Source organism: Streptomyces sp. BBFR51 (assembly GCF_044591655.1).
GTDB lineage: Bacteria > Actinomycetota > Actinomycetes > Streptomycetales > Streptomycetaceae > Streptomyces.
Genome location: NZ_CP172448.1, coordinates 3104290 through 3119163, shown reverse-complemented (window position 1 = coordinate 3119163; position 14874 = coordinate 3104290). Strand labels below are relative to the sequence as shown.

Genomic DNA, 14874 nt, shown 5'->3' with positions numbered 1-14874 from the left:
CCGCACCGCGAAGACTCGTCCGGCGACGCACGCCTTGGACGACCACGACGGGCGACGGGTTCCCGGCCGGACGGGGTTTCCCAAGTCGGTGCGGACGGGACGCGTGGGGCGCGAAAGCCCGGCACGCGGCGCCGGTGCGTCTGATGCGCGTGGCTGGGGCTCGGCTCGAGCAGCAGCCGCTCGCCCGCGCGCGGGATCGGCCCCTGCCGGGCCGCCCCGGTGCGCCGGGCGGACCGCCGGTGGCTCGCCGGCGTGGAGTCGGCCGGTTCGGGGCGACCGGTGTGCGGCGGCCGGGTGTGAGGTGGCCGATGCCGAGCCGCCCGTCGTGAGGACGACGGTGTGACGTCGGCGCGGGCTACGGGTCGGCTGGGGCGTGGGGCGTGGGTCGTGGGGTGCGGGGTTGTGCGGCGTGCGGTGAGGGTGGGGCGTGGGGTTGGGTCAGCCGGGGTTGTGGGGCGCGGGGCGTGTGGTGAGCGTGAGGTTGGGTCAGGCGGGGTGGGGTCCGGTGGTTCGGGTGTTGTGGGCGGAGGCCTTCGGCCAGTGGGCGCGCAGGGTGCGTACCGTCTCCGCGATCGCCGGGCGGCGGGCCGCGCCCGTGCGCCACAGGGCGTACAGGCGGCGTACCGGCATCGGGTCGAGCGGGACCTCCACCACCCCCGCGGGCAGGGGGCCCCGTCCCAGGCGGGGGATCAGGGCGACGCCGAGACCGGCCGCGACCAGTGCGACGAGCGTCGGGTTCTCGTCCGCCTGGTGGACGATGTCCGGCTCGTGCCCGGCGCCGCGCAGCGTCCGCAGCAGCCAGTCGTGGCAGACCCGCCCCGGCGGCTGGCAGATCCACCGCTCCCCGCCCAGCTCCGCACGCCGTACGCCGGACCTCCCGGCGAAACGATGCCCCTCGGGCACCAGCAGATCGCACAGGTCCTCGCCGATGGGCGCCTGCTCCACCCCGGCCGGGGCCGGCAGCGGGGCGATGTCCCAGTCGTGCGCCACCACCAGGTCGACGGCCCCCTTGGCCACCAGGTCCACGGACAGATGCGGGTCGACCTCGGTGAGCCGCGCGTCGAGCGCGGGGTGACGTACCGCCAGGTCGGCCAGTACGGACGGCAGCAGCCCGCGCGCCGCCGACGCGAACGCGGCCACGGTCAGCCGCCCCGACGGCACCCCGCGCCGCTCCTCCAGACGGGTCTCCGCCCGCTCCACGATGGCCAGCAACTCACGCGCGGCGCAGGCCAGTTGCCACGCCTCGTCGGTGAGCCGCACGCCACGGCCCTCCCGCTCCAGCAGCACCGTCCTGGTCTCCCGCTCCAGCTTGGCGATCTGCTGCGACACGGCGGACGGCGTGAAGCCGAGCGCGGCGGCCGCCGCCCCGACCGTCCCGTGCACGGACACGGCGTGCAGGGCGCGCAGACGCTGGAGATCGAGCATGACGGCTCCCCGGGCAGAAGAGGTGGCAGCGATGAAGGCTTAGCAGTCCTTCATCCAACCATGCAGTAATCATCGCTGGTGCTACACGGTCCCCTGACGCGATCCTCGACACATGCGACCTCCCCACCTCCTCCTCGCCGTGCTCGTCGCCGCCGTCTGGGGCGTGAACTTCACGGTCGTCGAGATCGGCCTCGACCACTTCCCGCCGCTCCTCTTCTCCGCCCTGCGCTTCCTGGCGGCCGCACTGCCCGCCGTCTTCCTGGTGGGCCGCCCGAAGGTGGCGTGGAAGTGGATCGTGGCGGTGGGACTCGTGCTGGGCGTGGCCAAGTTCGGCCTGGTCTTCGTCGGCATGGACCAGGGCATGCCGGCCGGCCTGTCCTCCCTCGTCCTCCAGATCCAGGCGGTGTTCACCGCGGTGATCGCCGCGGCGGTCCTGGGCGAACGCCCCTCCCGCGTCCAGGCGCTGGGCATGCTGGTCGCGCTGGCCGGCATCGGCGTGGCGGCGCTAGACGAAGGCGCCTCCGGCCCGCTGGGCGCCTTCATGATGGTCGTCGGCGCGGCCGCCGCGTGGGGCCTGTCCAACGTCCTGACCCGCAAGGCGTCCCCGCCCGACGCACTGAACTTCATGGTGTGGGTCTCCACCGTCCCGGTGCTCCCCCTGCTGGGCCTCTCCCTGCTCACCGAGGGCCCGGCCGAGGACCTCGCGGCCCTGCGCGCCCTGGACTGGCAGGGCACCGGCACGATCCTCTTCGTCGCCTGGGTCTCGACCGTCTTCGGCTTCGGCGCCTGGGGCTGGCTGCTGCGCCGTCACCCCGCCTCGACGGTCGCGCCGTTCTCGCTCCTCGTCCCGGTCTTCGGCATGTCGTCGGCGGCCCTGTTCCTCGGCGAGTCGGTGACCCCCCTGCGCTGGTGCGCGGCGGCGCTGCTGGTGGGCGGAGTGGCCCTGACGACGCTCACGCCCGCACGGCGCGGCCGCACCCGGACGCCGGACGTCGTCGCCACGGGAGGCGGCCCGGAATTCGTTGGACGACCCCCGGCCCGCACTGAAGAATCCGTCGGGTGACGTTCGCACTGAAGGGCCCGGTCCTCGAAGGCACGCTGGTACGACTGGAGCCGCTGGGCCACCGGCACGCGGCCGACCTGGCGCTGGCGGCGGAGGAGGACCGCGGCACCTACGGGTTCACGTGGGTGCCGGGGGCCGACGAGGTCGGCGCCTACATCGACGCCCAGTCGGCCAGGGCGGCCACGGGACGGCTGGCGCCCTACGCGCAGGTGTCCCTCGCCACCGGACGCGCGGTCGGCGCCACCGCCTACTGGGAACCCCGCTCCTGGCTCACGGACGACGCGCTCGACGCCGTCGAGGTCGGCTTCACCTGGCTCGCCCGCTCCACGCAGGGCACGGGCGTGAACGCCGAGGCCAAGCTGCTCCTGTTCCGCCATGCCTTCGAGGTCTGGCAGGTCTCCCGCGTCGACCTGAAGACCGACGCCCGCAACGAGCGTTCCCGCGCCGCGATCGAGAAGACCGGCGCCCGCTTCGAGGGCGTCCTGCGCAACTGGTCCCGCTCCTGGGCGCCGGGCGAGGAGGGCCGGCTGCGCGACTCCGCGATCTACTCGATCACGCCGGCGGAGTGGCCGGGCTGCCGGGAGCGGCTGGAGCGCCGGGTCCTCTCGGCGGCGGGTGCGCTCACGCCGCGTCCGTGAGCAGCCGGGCGAGGTGCTCGCGGCCGCCCTCCAGCAGCTCGGGCAACGGGGCGGCCGACTCGTACCACCGCTTCTCGTACTCCCAGCACAGCCAGCCGTCCCAGCCGTGCCGGGAGAGCACGTCCACCACCTCGGTGAGCGGCAGGACGCCGGCGCCCAGCGGCAGCGGCGTGGTGTCGTCGGCGGACGCGATGTCCTTGACCTGGACGTAGCCCAGGTGCGGGGAGAGCGCCGCGTACGAGTCGGAGGGCTGCTCGCCGCCCAGCCAGGTGTGCATCACGTCCCACAGGGCGCCGACCTGAAGGTGCCCGACCAGCCCCAGGACGCGCATCGCGTCGGCACCGGTGCGGTGCGAGTCGTGCGTCTCCAGCAGGATGCGTACGCCGAGCTCGGCGGCGTACTCGGCGGCCGTGCCCAGCCGCCGGGCGGCCACCGCGTCGGCTTCCTCGGCGCTCTGCTCGGTGCCGCCGCCGGGGAAGACCCGGACGTACGGGGCGCCCAGATCGCGGGCGAGCTCGAGCAGCGCGCGGACCTCGGCGATCACGGCGTCGTCGTCCCCGGGCGCCGCGACCCGCGCGTACCCCGCCAGCCCCAGCGGCTCGACCCCCGCCGCCCTGAACTCGGCGGCCACCGCGGCCCGTTCACCGGGAGCCAGGCCCGTGTGCACCGGTTCCTCCGGATGGGCGCGCAACTCCACCCCGTGATAGCCGTACGCGGTCGCGAGCCCCAGCACATCGGTCAGGGGCAGTCCGGGAACACCGAGAGTGGAGAACGCCAGCTTCATGGTCCCGGAGCGTACCCGCCACCACGCCGCGCACTCCTGCCCGTCGCTTCGGTGTCGCGGCGGAGCAACCCCGGCCCGTCACCTCACGACGCAGGCGGGGCACTCTCAGCCCGGCACTCCCAGCCCGTCCGGCGTTTGAGGACGAGGCCGTTCAGGCCGAAGCGGGGGTCTGGGGGCGCAGCCCCCAGGGAGGCCCACCCCAACGCGGGCCCACCGCGTTACCAACGGTCCGCTCAAACCCGCGGCCGTCCGGAGGACCCCCGCACCATCAACTCCCCCCGCACCGTGGCGATCCCCCCCACCGGCGCCTCCTCCCGCCCCATCGCGACCCGCCCCGCCCGCGCCCCCGCCTCCGCCAGCGGCAGCCGGACCGTCGTCAGCGCGGGCACCGCGTCGATGCTGAACGGCAGGTCGTCGAAGCCGGCCACGGACACGTCGTCCGGGATCCGCAGCCCCGAGTCGCGCAGCGCCGCGCACGCGCCCAGCGCGACGGAGTCGTTCGCGGCGACGACCGCGGTCAGCGTCGGGTCCCTGCGCAGCAGCTCCAGCGTGGCCTCGTACCCGGCCTGCCGGTCGTAGCGGCCGTGGACCGTCCAGCGGGGATCCTCCTCGATGCCGTGCGCGGCGAGCGCGGTGCGGTGCCCCTCCAGCCGGTGCCGGGTCGTGGTCCGTTCCTCCGGGCCCGCGATGTAGCCGAGCCGCCGGTGCCCGAGCCCGATGAGATGCTCGGTCAGTTCCCGGCCGCCGCCGCGGTTGTCGAAGGTGAGCGCGATCGCCCCGGTGTCCGGCGCCGGCGGCCGCCCGCACAGCACCACCCGCGTCCCGGCCTCCGTGAGCTTGCGCAGTTTGGCCGCGACGGCCGCCTGGTGGGCCGCGTCCTCCATCGCACCGCCGGTCAGCACGACCGCGGCCGCGCGCTGGCGTTGCAGCAGCGTGAGGTAGGTCAGCTCGCGTTCGGGGGTGCCGCCGGTGTTGCAGACCACGGCGAGTCTCTCGCCGCCCGCTCTGCCGCCGGGGCCGCCGATCTCGGACTGGATGGCGCCGGCCATGATGCCGAAGAAGGGGTCGGCGATGTCGTTGACCAGGATGCCCACCAGGTCGGACGTCGCCGCGGCCAGCGCGCTCGCGGGACCGTTGAGCACGTAGTCCAGCTCGTCGACGGCCTTGAGTACCCGCTCCCGGGTGGAGGCGGCCACGGGATAGTTCCCGTTCAGCACGCGCGACACCGTCGCGGGGGAGACCTGGGCGCGGGCCGCCACGTCCGCCAGTGTCACCGTCATGTCCTCGTCCTCCGCATCGCGCGTGTGCCGAACGCCGTCCCGGGTGACCTTACGGCCACCGCACGCCGCCGTTCGCACCCTCGAACAACTCACCCCGACTGCGGTCTTGTCCAGACCACCGTTCACAGGCTAGCTTCGTTATACATAGAAAGCGCTTGCTGTATGGCTCGATCCATAGCTTGCGGCATGGCTCGTACGAAGGGAATGACGTGACACGCAAGACGGTGCGTATCGCCATGAACGGCGTGACCGGGCGCATGGGCTACCGCCAGCACCTGGTCCGCTCCATCCTGGCGCTGCGCGAACAGGGCGGCCTCGACCTCGGCGACGGCACCGTGCTGTGGCCCGAGCCGGTCCTGGTCGGCCGCCGCGAGCACGCGCTGAAGGCGCTGGCCGAACAGCACGGCCTCAACGACGTCTCCACGGACCTGGACGCGGTCCTCGCCGACGACGGCATCGACATCTACTTCGACGCCCAGGTCACCTCCGCCCGCGAGGAGGCGATCAAGAAGGCGATCGCCGCGGGCAAGCACGTCTACACCGAGAAGCCGACGGCCACCGGCCTGGACGGCGCCCTGGAACTGGCCCGTCTCGCCGAGGCGAAGGGCATCAAGCACGGCGTCGTCCAGGACAAGCTCTTCCTGCCCGGCCTGCTCAAGCTCAAGCGCCTCATCGACGGCGGCTTCTTCGGCCGGATCCTGTCCGTGCGCGGCGAGTTCGGCTACTGGGTCTTCGAGGGCGACTGGCAGGAGGCCCAGCGCCCCTCCTGGAACTACCGCGCCGAGGACGGCGGCGGCATCGTCGTCGACATGTTCCCGCACTGGGAGTACGTCCTGCACGAGCTGTTCGGCCGGGTGAAGTCCGTCCAGGCCCTCGCCGCCACCCACGTCCCGCAGCGCTGGGACGAGAACGGCAAGCCCTACGACGCCACCGCCGACGACGCCGCCTACGGCGTCTTCGAACTCGACGGCGGCACGATCGCGCAGATCAACTCCTCCTGGGCGGTCCGCGTCAACCGCGACGAACTGGTCGAGTTCCAGGTCGACGGCACCGAGGGCTCGGCGGTCGCCGGACTGCGGGGCTGCCGCGTCCAGCACCGCTCCGCCACCCCCAAGCCGGTCTGGAACCCGGACATCCCCGCCACCGAGGTCTTCCGCGACCAGTGGCAGGAGGTCCCCGACAACGGCGACTTCGACAACGGCTTCAAGGCCCAGTGGGAGCTGTTCCTGCGCCACGTCTACGCCGACGCCCCCTATCACTGGGACCTGCTGGCCGGCGCCCGCGGCGTCCAGCTCGCCGAACTGGGCCTGAGGTCCTCCGCCGAGGGCCGCCGCTTCGACGTGCCGGAGATCGCCCTGTGACCCTCCACCTCCCCGACGCGCACGGCACCCTGCGCGCCTACGAACCCCGCACCGAGCCCCTGGCCGTCACCCGGGAGAGCCCGGGAAGCGCTTTCACCTCCCGTACGGTCTTCTCGGCCGCGCACGTCGTCGCCGATCCGTACGCGGACACCACCCCCGACTCGCCCGCCGCCGTCGACTGGGACGCCACCCTCGCCTTCCGCCGCCACCTGTGGTCCCACGGGCTCGGCGTCGCCGAGGCGATGGACACCGCACAGCGCGGCATGGGCCTGGACTGGGCGGGAGCGGCCGAACTGATCCGCCGCTCCGCCGCCGAGGCGAAGGCGACCGGCGGCCGCATCGCCTGCGGCGTCGGCACCGACCAGCTGACCACGACCGCCACTACCACCACTACCGCCACCGCCACCGCCAGCACCGCCCCCACCCTCGCGGACGTCCGGTCGGCCTACGAGGAACAGCTCGCCGTCGTCGAGGAGTCGGGCGCCCAGGCCATCCTGATGGCCTCCCGCGCCCTCGCGGCGACGGCGAAGGGCCCGGAGGACTACCTGGAGGTCTACGGCCACCTCCTGCGCCAGGCCGCCGAACCGGTGGTCCTGCACTGGCTGGGCCCGATGTTCGACCCGGCCCTGGAGGGCTACTGGGGCTCGTCCGACCTCGACGCGGCGACGGACACCTTCCTCGAGGTCATCGCCGCCCACCCCGACAAGGTCGACGGCATCAAGGTCTCCCTCCTCGACGCCCAGCGCGAGATCGACCTGCGCCGCCGCCTGCCGCAGGGCGTGCGCTGCTACACCGGCGACGACTTCAACTACCCCGAGCTGATCGCGGGCGACGACCAGGGCTTCAGCCACGCCCTGCTCGGCATCTTCGACCCCCTGGGCCCGCTGGCCGCCGAGGCGGTCCGCGTCCTCGACACGGGCAACACGGAGGGCTTCCGCGCCCTCCTCGACCCCACCGTCGAACTCTCCCGCCACCTCTTCCGGGCTCCCACCCGCTACTACAAGACGGGCGTGGTCTTCCTCGCCTGGCTCGCGGGCCACCAGAGCCACTTCACGATGGTCGGCGGCCTCCAGTCGGCCCGCTCCCTGCCGCACCTCGCCCGCGCCTACGAACTCGCCGACGGCCTCGGCCTGTTCCCGGACCCGAAGCGGGCCGAGGAACGGATGCGCAACCTGTTGAGCCTGTACGGAGTGAACCAGTGAGCGACCTCGCGCGTTTCAGCATCAACCAGATGACGGTCAAGCAGCTGTCGCTGCCGGAACTCGTCGACGCCTGCGGGGACCTCGGCGTACCCGGCGTGGGCCTGTGGCGGGAGCCGGTCCAGTCGTACGGCGTCGAGGCGGCCGCCAAACTGGTCCGCGACGCGGGCCTGGCGGTGACGACGCTGTGCCGGGGCGGCTTCCTCACCGCGATCGACCCGGGCGAGCGGGCGGCGGCACTGGCCGACAACAAGCGGGCCGTCGACGAGGCGGCCACGCTCGGCACCGACACCCTGGTCCTGGTCTCGGGCGGCCTGCCCGCCGGCTCCAGGGACCTGCGCGCCGCCCGGGAACGCATCGCGGACGCGCTCGCCGAACTCGGCCCCTACGCCGAGGAGCACGGGGTGAGACTGGCCATCGAACCGCTGCACCCCATGTTCGCCTCCGACCGCTGCGTGGTCTCCACCCTCGCCCAGGCCCTGGACCTCGCCGAACGCTTCCCCGCCCAGCAGGTCGGCGTCACCGTCGACACGTACCACATCTGGTGGGACGACCGGGCGCCCGAGCAGATCGCCCGGGCCGGGGCGGGCGGACGCATCCACACCTTCCAGCTCGCCGACTGGACGACCCCGTTGCCCGAGGGGGTCCTCAACGGGCGCGGCCAGATCGGGGACGGCGCGATCGACATGCGGGAGTGGAAGGGATACGTGGAGGCGGCCGGGTACACCGGCGCCATCGAGGTCGAGCTGTTCAACGAGGGCCTGTGGGCACGCGACGGACGCGAGGTGCTCGCCGAGACTGCCGCACGGTTCGCCGCGCACGCGGGCGGCGCGGGCGGCGCGGGGCCCGAAAAATAATCCCGGCGACCCGTGCAACCCTCTCGCGGTCCGGCGGGTCGTACTTGGCATCGGAACTCCCGTGGGGGTCCCGGGGGGGAATCACGGGGTTCTGAAGGGGAGGGAACCGAGAGGGCCCGGTCGACGGACCGGGCCCTCTCAAACGTCTCGCTTCGGCTTCTCGGAGCAAGCCCTCAGAACCTCAGAAGAAGACCCCGCACCGCAGCAGTACGTTCGCGTACGGCCGGGCCTCGCCGGTCCGCACCACCAGCCGCGCCCCCGCCGACAGCTCCTTCAGCCGCTCGTGCGGGACGAGTTCGAGCGCGGGGAAGTACCCGTCCAGCAGCGCCGCGGCCCCGGCGTTCGCCTCCCGGACCTCCGTCGCCGCCGTCGCGCCCTCGACGACCAGCTCGGCGAGCAGGCCGTCCAGCACCTCCGCGAAGGAGGGCACCCCGGCCCGGAACGCCAGGTCGACGACGCGCGGCCCGCCCGGAATGGGCATGCCCGCGTCGCACACCAGCACGCCGTCCCCGTGGCCGAGTTCGGCGAGGGCGCCGGACAGGTGGCGGTTGAGTATCCCGGCCCGCTTCACCGGCCCTCCCCCTCCCGCGCCCGGGCCTCCAGCGGCTCGGCCTCCCGCGGCTCGGCCTCCAGCGCCTCGGCCTCCGCCGCCGTCGGGTACGACGCCTGCGCCCCCGCCTTCGTGACGGCCGCCGCGCCGACCCGGGCCGCGTACGCCGCCGCCCCGGCGAGCGACTCGCCGGTGCCGAGCCGCCAGGCCAGCGCCGCGGTGAACGCGTCGCCCGCGCCCGTCGTGTCCACGGCGTCCACCGACACGGACGGCACCCGGGTCACACCCCCGGCGGCCGACGCGACCAGCGCACCCTCCGCGCCCAGGGTGACGACCACCGAGCGCGGCCCCTTGGCCAGCAGGACGCGGGCCCAGTCCTCGGGACGCTCGCCGACACGGGAGTCGCCGAGGATCACCTTCGCCTCGTGCTCGTTGACGATCAGCGGGTCGCAGGCCGCCAGCACCTCCTGCGGCAGCGGGCGCGGCGGCGACGGGTTCAGCACGAAGCGGCTGTCCGGCGCGAGCGAGCGGACCACCTCCACGACCGTCTCCAGCGGGATCTCCAACTGCGTGGAGACCACCCGGGAGGCGTGGAAGAGGCTCGCGGCGGCGCGGACGTCGCCCGGTGCCAGCCGGCCGTTGGCGCCCGGCGAGACCACGATGCTGTTGTCCCCGGACGGGTCGACGGTGATCAGCGCGACGCCGGTCGGGGCGCCGCCCACCAGGACACCGACCGTGTCGACGCCGGCCGTCCGCTGTGAGTCGAGCAGCAGCCGGCCGTAGTCGTCGTCGCCGACCCGGGCCAGCAGGGCCGTACGGGCACCGAGCCGGGCGGCGGCCACCGCCTGGTTCGCGCCCTTGCCGCCCGGATGGACGGCCAGGTCCGAGCCGAGCACCGTCTCGCCCGCGTCCGGCCGCCGTTCGACGCCGATCACCAGGTCGGCGTTGGCCGACCCCACGACCAGGAGGTCGTAGTCGTACATCAGTCGTTCTCCGATCCGAGTGAGGAGGGCGGACGGTCACCCGACCGTCCGCCCGTGCACTCCCGTGTGCCGGTGTCAGCCCTCGAAGCCGGCCACGTTCTCCTTGGTGACCACCTTCACCGGCACCTTCACCGTCTTCTCCACCTTCTTGTCCTCGGCAGCCCGCACCGCGTTCTGTACGGCGATCCTGCCCAGTTCCTTCGGCTGCTGCGCCACGGACGCGTACAACGTGCCCTCCTGGACCGCCTTCAGCCCGTCCGGGGTGCCGTCGAAGCCGACCACCTGGACCGACTTGCCGGCCTTGGAACCCAGCGCCTTGATCGCGCCGAGCGCCATCTCGTCGTTCTCCGCGAAGACGCCGTCGACGTCGGGGTGCGCCTGGAGCAGGTTCGTCATCACGTCCAGGCCCTTGGTGCGGTCGAAGTCCGCGGGCTGCTTGGCGACGACCTTGATGCCCGGGTACTCCTTCAGGCCGGCCGCGAAGCCCGCCCCGCGCTCCCGGCTGGCGGAGGTGCCTGCCTGGCCCTGGAGGATGACGATGGTGCCCTTGCCGCCGAGCTTCTCGGCGAGCGCCTTGGCGCCCAGCTGACCGCCCTCGACGTTGTCGGAGGCGACCAGCGCGGACGTGTCCGCCTTGTTGACGCCGCGGTCCACGGCGATGACGGGGATGTCGTCCTTGTTCGCCGAGCTCACCGCGGGGCCCGCGGCGTCGGAGTCCACCGGGTTGACGATGATCGAGGACAGGCCCTCGCTGGTGAAGTTCTGCAACTGGTTGGCCTGCTGCGAGGCGTCGTTCTGGGCGTCCGTGACCGTCAGGTCCACGCCCAGCTTCTTCGCCTGCTCCTGCGCACCGTCCTTGATCTGCACGAAGAACGGGTTGTTGAGCGTCGACAGCGACAGGCCGACCTTCTGCGACTTCCCGTCCGAGGAGCCGTTGTGCAGCAGCGAGGTCGCGCCGACGACGGCGACGGCCACGACCGCCGCGATCACGTACGTGAGTGCCTGCTTGCCCCGGTTGCCGCCCCCGCCGGCCCCGGCCGCGGGCGTGATCGCGCCCGCCTTGCGCCGCAGCGTGTCGAAGAGCACCGCAAGCGCGATGACGACACCGATGACGACCTGCTGCCAGAACGCGGAGACGGACAGCAGGTTGAGGCCGTTGCGCAGCACCGCCAGTATCAGCGCGCCGATGAGCGTGCCCGACGCCTTGCCGGTGCCGCCCGCCAGCGAGGCACCGCCGATGACGACGGCGGCGATGGCGTCCAGTTCGTAGCCCTGCGCGGCCTGCGGCTGCGCGGAGGAGAGCCGGGAGGCGAGCACGATGCCCGCGGCGGCGGCGAACAGACCGGAGAAGGCGTAGATGGCGAGCTTCTGCCTCTTCACCCGCAGCCCGGACAGCCGCGCGGCCTCCTCGTTGCCGCCGATGGCGTACATGGACCGGCCGATGTAGGTGCGGCCGAGCACGAACGCGGTGATCAGCCCCATCACGATCATCACGAGCACCGGCACCGGCAGCCACCCGCCGAGCGTGTCACCGAGATGCGAGACCGAGTCCGGGAAGGCGATCGGCGAACCCTGCGAGATGACCAGCGACAGACCGCGCCCCACCGACAGCATGGCGAGCGTCGCGATGAACGGCGGCAGCTTCCCGTACGAGATGAGGAAGCCGTTGACCAGGCCGCACGCGATGCCGGTCGCCACGGACAGCAGTACCGCGAGCACCACCGGAATGCCGGCCTCGGTGGCGCTCCAGGCCAGCACGGTGGCCGACAGCGCGGCGACCGAGCCGACCGACAGGTCGATGCCCGCCGAGACGATGACGAAGGTGACGCCGAAGGCGAGGATCGCGGTGACGGCGGCCTGGACGCCGACGTTGAGGAGGTTGTCGGTGGTCAGGAAGTCCCCGGACAGCGCCGACATGGCGATGACCAGGACGATCAGCGCGGTCAGCGCGCCGTTGTCGAGCAGCAGGCGGCGCAGCCCGCCCGTGGCGCCCTGCGCGCCCGGCTTGCTCTTGAGCGTGTCAGTGGCCACGGGAGGCCTCCGTTCCGTCCGTTCCGTTGGGGTGAGTGCTGACGGCGAGGGCCATCACGGCGTCCTGGGTCGCCTGTTCGGCGGGGAGTTCACCCGCGACCCGCCCCTGCGCCATCACGACCACCCGGTCGCTCATGCCGAGCACCTCGGGCAGATCGCTGGAGATCATGAGCACGGCGGCTCCGGCGGCCGTCAGTTCGTTGATGAGCTGGTAGATCTCGACCTTGGCGCCGACGTCGATGCCGCGCGTCGGCTCGTCGAGGATCAGCACCTTGGTGTTCGCCAGCAGCCACTTGCCGATGACGACCTTCTGCTGGTTGCCGCCGGACAGCGTCCGCACGTGCTGTCCGAGCCCGGCCATCCGCACGCCCAGCTGACCGGCGATCCGCTCGGCCGCCGCGTGCTGCCCCTTGAGGTCGACGAGTCCGCCGCGGGCGCTGGACCGCAGGGTGACGAGACCGAGGTTGTCCTCGACGGAGGCGTCGAGGACGAGCCCCTGCCCCTTGCGGTCCTCGGGCACGAGCCCGATACCGGCGGCCATGGCGGCGTTCACGTCGTGGCGCCTGAGCGCGGTGCCCGCGACGTGCACGGTCCCCGCGTCGTACGGATCGGCGCCGAACACCGCCCGGACGACCTCCGTCCGCCCGGCCCCGACGAGCCCGGCGATGCCGACGACCTCACCGGCCCGCACCTCGAAGCCGACGTCGTGGAAGACCCCGTCCCTCGTCAGCCCCTCCACCTTGAGCAGGGGCTCACCGGCGTCGGTGCGCTCGCGCGGGTACTGCTGCTCGATGGACCGCCCGACCATGAGCCGTACCAGCTCGTCCTCGGGCGTGGAGGCGGGCACCTGCCCGACACTCCTGCCGTCCCGGATCACGGTCACCCGGTCCCCGAGGGCGGCGATCTCCTCCAGGTGATGGGTGATGAACACGACCCCGACGCCGTCCTCGCGCAGCCGACGCACGATGGCGAACAGCTTCTCCACCTCGTCGGAGGTGAGCACGGCGGTCGGCTCGTCCATGATCAGCACGCGCGCGTCGAGGCTGAGCGCCTTGGCGATCTCGATCATCTGGAGCCGGGCGATGCCGAGTTCACGCACCCGCGCACGGGGAGACACATGGACCCCCACCCGCTTCAGCAGCACCTCGGCGTCGGCGTCCATCCTCTTGCGGTCGATCATGCCGAGGCGGCGCGGCTGGCGCCCCAGGAAGATGTTCTCGGCGACCGTGAGGTCGGGGACGAGGTTGAACTCCTGGTAGATGGTGGCGATCCCGAGGCGTTCGGAGTCCTGCGCACCGTGGATGCGCACCTCCTCGCCACCGGCCAGGATCCGCCCGGCGTCGGGTGTGTAGGCGCCGGAGAGCATCTTGATCAGGGTGCTCTTGCCCGCGCCGTTCTCACCGAGGAGCACGTGCACCTCGCCCCGGCGCAGGTCGAAGTCGACGCTGTCGAGCGCGACCACGCCGGGGAAGGTCTTGCGGATGCCCTCGATGCGCAGCAACTCGTCCGGACTGCGGCTGCTCACGGCGTACTCCTTTGTACGGGGGAGGGGGACAGGGACTTCTGTACGGGGGTGGGGGGCAGGGGATCTCGGGTGGTGGGGGCGTGCTCGCCGCAGGAGCGGCGCACGACGAGCCGCGCCGGAAGGGTGATGGACTCGCCGGCCCGCCCGCCGATCCGGTCGACGAGCGCGCGTACGGCGGCCCGCCCCAGCTCACCCGTGGGCTGGGCGATCGCGGTGACGGGCGGATCGGTGTGCACGAACCAGGGGATGTCGTCGAACGCGGCGAGCGCGATGTCCTCGGGGACCCGAAGACCCCGCGCGCGTACGGCGTCCAGCGCGCCGAGCGCCATCAGGTTGTCGGCGGCGAAGACGACCTCGGGCGGCTCGGGCAGGTCGAGGAAGCCCTCGGTGACCCGGCGTCCGCTGCCCGCCTGGAAGTCGCCCTGGCCGATGTAGGCGTCGGGCAGGGGGAGCCCGTACGCGCCGAGTGCCTCCCGGAAGGCGTCGACGCGCTCGCGTCCGGTCGTGGTGGCGGCGGGCCCGGCGATGATCGCGAGCCGGCGGTGCCCGAGCCCGTGCAGATGCGCGACGAGATCCCGTACCGCCGCCCGCCCGTCCGACCTGACGACGGGCACGTCCACGCCGGGGATCCACCGGTCGACGAAGACCATCGGCGTCCCGGCCCGCGCGGCGTCCAGCATGCGCGGGGAGCCGCCGTCGGTGGGCGAGACGAGGAGCCCGTCGATACGCCGGTCCAGCAGCGTCGTCACGTGGTGGTCCTGGAGATCGGGCCGCTCGTCGGCGTTGCCGATGATGACGCTGTAGCCGAGCGCGCGGGCCTCCTCCTCGACGGAACGGGCCAGCTCGGTGAAGTACGGGTTCATGACGTCGCTGATGACCAGGCCGAGGGTGCGGGTCTGGTCGGTGCGCAGCGACCGGGCGACGGCGTTCGGGCGGTAGCCCAGCGTCTCGACGGCGGCCAGCACGCGCTCGCGTGCGGCGGGGCTGACGGACGGGTGGCCGTTGAGCGCCCGCGAGACCGTCGCGACGGACAGGCCCGCCTCGGCGGCAACGTCCTTGATGCTCGCCATCGCCGTTCCACCTCCTCGTGGAATCGATTACACGAGGGATTGGAAACGATTACATGAGCGGAATCAAGGGGTGCGGCGAGGCCGAGACTCAATCGTGACCGTGGGAAT

General features: G+C 72.9%; 13 protein-coding genes. 5 read left to right on the top strand and 8 right to left on the bottom strand.

Going from position 1 to position 14874, the window contains the following annotated elements; translation table 11 throughout:
- Window positions 1-486 precede the first annotated feature (486 nt).
- The gene (locus tag ACGH7X_RS14110; protein ID WP_399885236.1) at window positions 487-1425 is read right to left on the bottom strand and encodes a LysR family transcriptional regulator; all 939 of its coding nucleotides are present in this window, start codon (window positions 1423-1425) and stop codon (window positions 487-489) included.
- A gap of 112 nt (window positions 1426-1537) precedes the next feature.
- Here ACGH7X_RS14110 and ACGH7X_RS14105 point away from each other — a divergent pair, with 112 nt between their 5' ends.
- Window positions 1538-2488 carry an EamA family transporter gene (locus tag ACGH7X_RS14105; RefSeq protein ID WP_399885234.1) on the top strand — a complete coding sequence of 317 codons (951 nt, stop codon included), beginning with the start codon at window positions 1538-1540 and terminating at the stop codon, window positions 2486-2488.
- Window positions 2485-3126, top strand: coding sequence for a GNAT family N-acetyltransferase (locus tag ACGH7X_RS14100; protein WP_399885232.1), 642 nt, complete (start codon window positions 2485-2487; stop codon window positions 3124-3126). Before ACGH7X_RS14105 ends, ACGH7X_RS14100 begins: the two co-directional genes overlap by 4 nt.
- Here the strand turns inward: ACGH7X_RS14100 and ACGH7X_RS14095 are convergent.
- On the bottom strand, window positions 3110-3910 hold the full coding sequence (locus ACGH7X_RS14095; RefSeq protein ID WP_399885230.1) for a sugar phosphate isomerase/epimerase family protein: 801 nt from the start codon (window positions 3908-3910) through the stop codon (window positions 3110-3112). The genes ACGH7X_RS14100 and ACGH7X_RS14095 overlap by 17 nt on opposite strands.
- 233 nt (window positions 3911-4143) lie before the next feature.
- Window positions 4144-5190: a LacI family DNA-binding transcriptional regulator gene (locus ACGH7X_RS14090; protein ID WP_399885228.1), complete on the bottom strand. Its 1047-nt coding sequence runs from the start codon at window positions 5188-5190 to the stop codon at window positions 4144-4146.
- A 209-nt stretch (window positions 5191-5399) separates the two neighbouring features.
- On the opposite strand from ACGH7X_RS14090, the gene ACGH7X_RS14085 reads away from it, so the two are divergent.
- The 3 genes from ACGH7X_RS14085 to ACGH7X_RS14075 are packed head-to-tail and all read left to right on the top strand — an operon-like array spanning window position 5400 to window position 8607.
- Entirely contained in the window at window positions 5400-6551 is a 1152-nt protein-coding gene (locus tag ACGH7X_RS14085; protein WP_399885226.1) for a Gfo/Idh/MocA family protein, read from the top strand.
- Window positions 6548-7753 carry a dihydrodipicolinate synthase family protein gene (locus ACGH7X_RS14080; protein ID WP_399885224.1) on the top strand — a complete coding sequence of 402 codons (1206 nt, stop codon included), beginning with the start codon at window positions 6548-6550 and terminating at the stop codon, window positions 7751-7753. The genes ACGH7X_RS14085 and ACGH7X_RS14080 overlap by 4 nt, the downstream gene beginning before the upstream one ends.
- Window positions 7750-8607 carry a sugar phosphate isomerase/epimerase family protein gene (locus ACGH7X_RS14075; RefSeq protein ID WP_399885222.1) on the top strand — a complete coding sequence of 286 codons (858 nt, stop codon included), beginning with the start codon at window positions 7750-7752 and terminating at the stop codon, window positions 8605-8607. The genes ACGH7X_RS14080 and ACGH7X_RS14075 overlap by 4 nt, the downstream gene beginning before the upstream one ends.
- 181 nt (window positions 8608-8788) lie before the next feature.
- Here the strand turns inward: ACGH7X_RS14075 and rbsD are convergent, their stop codons facing one another.
- The 5 genes from rbsD to ACGH7X_RS14050 form a co-directional block, all read right to left on the bottom strand.
- Window positions 8789-9178 (bottom strand): D-ribose pyranase, encoded by a 390-nt coding sequence (gene rbsD / locus ACGH7X_RS14070; protein WP_399885220.1) that lies wholly within the window; start codon window positions 9176-9178, stop codon window positions 8789-8791.
- Window positions 9175-10140: a ribokinase gene (locus ACGH7X_RS14065; RefSeq protein ID WP_399885219.1), complete on the bottom strand. Its 966-nt coding sequence runs from the start codon at window positions 10138-10140 to the stop codon at window positions 9175-9177. Before ACGH7X_RS14065 ends, rbsD begins: the two co-directional genes overlap by 4 nt.
- A 75-nt stretch (window positions 10141-10215) precedes the next feature.
- On the bottom strand, window positions 10216-12171 hold the full coding sequence (locus tag ACGH7X_RS14060; protein ID WP_399885216.1) for a substrate-binding domain-containing protein: 1956 nt from the start codon (window positions 12169-12171) through the stop codon (window positions 10216-10218).
- Window positions 12161-13696, bottom strand: a complete 1536-nt coding sequence (locus ACGH7X_RS14055) for a sugar ABC transporter ATP-binding protein (RefSeq protein WP_399885214.1) — start codon at window positions 13694-13696, stop codon at window positions 12161-12163. Before ACGH7X_RS14055 ends, ACGH7X_RS14060 begins: the two co-directional genes overlap by 11 nt.
- Window positions 13693-14766: a LacI family DNA-binding transcriptional regulator gene (locus ACGH7X_RS14050; RefSeq protein ID WP_399885212.1), complete on the bottom strand. Its 1074-nt coding sequence runs from the start codon at window positions 14764-14766 to the stop codon at window positions 13693-13695. The genes ACGH7X_RS14055 and ACGH7X_RS14050 overlap by 4 nt, the downstream gene beginning before the upstream one ends.
- Window positions 14767-14874: the final 108 nt, after the last annotated feature.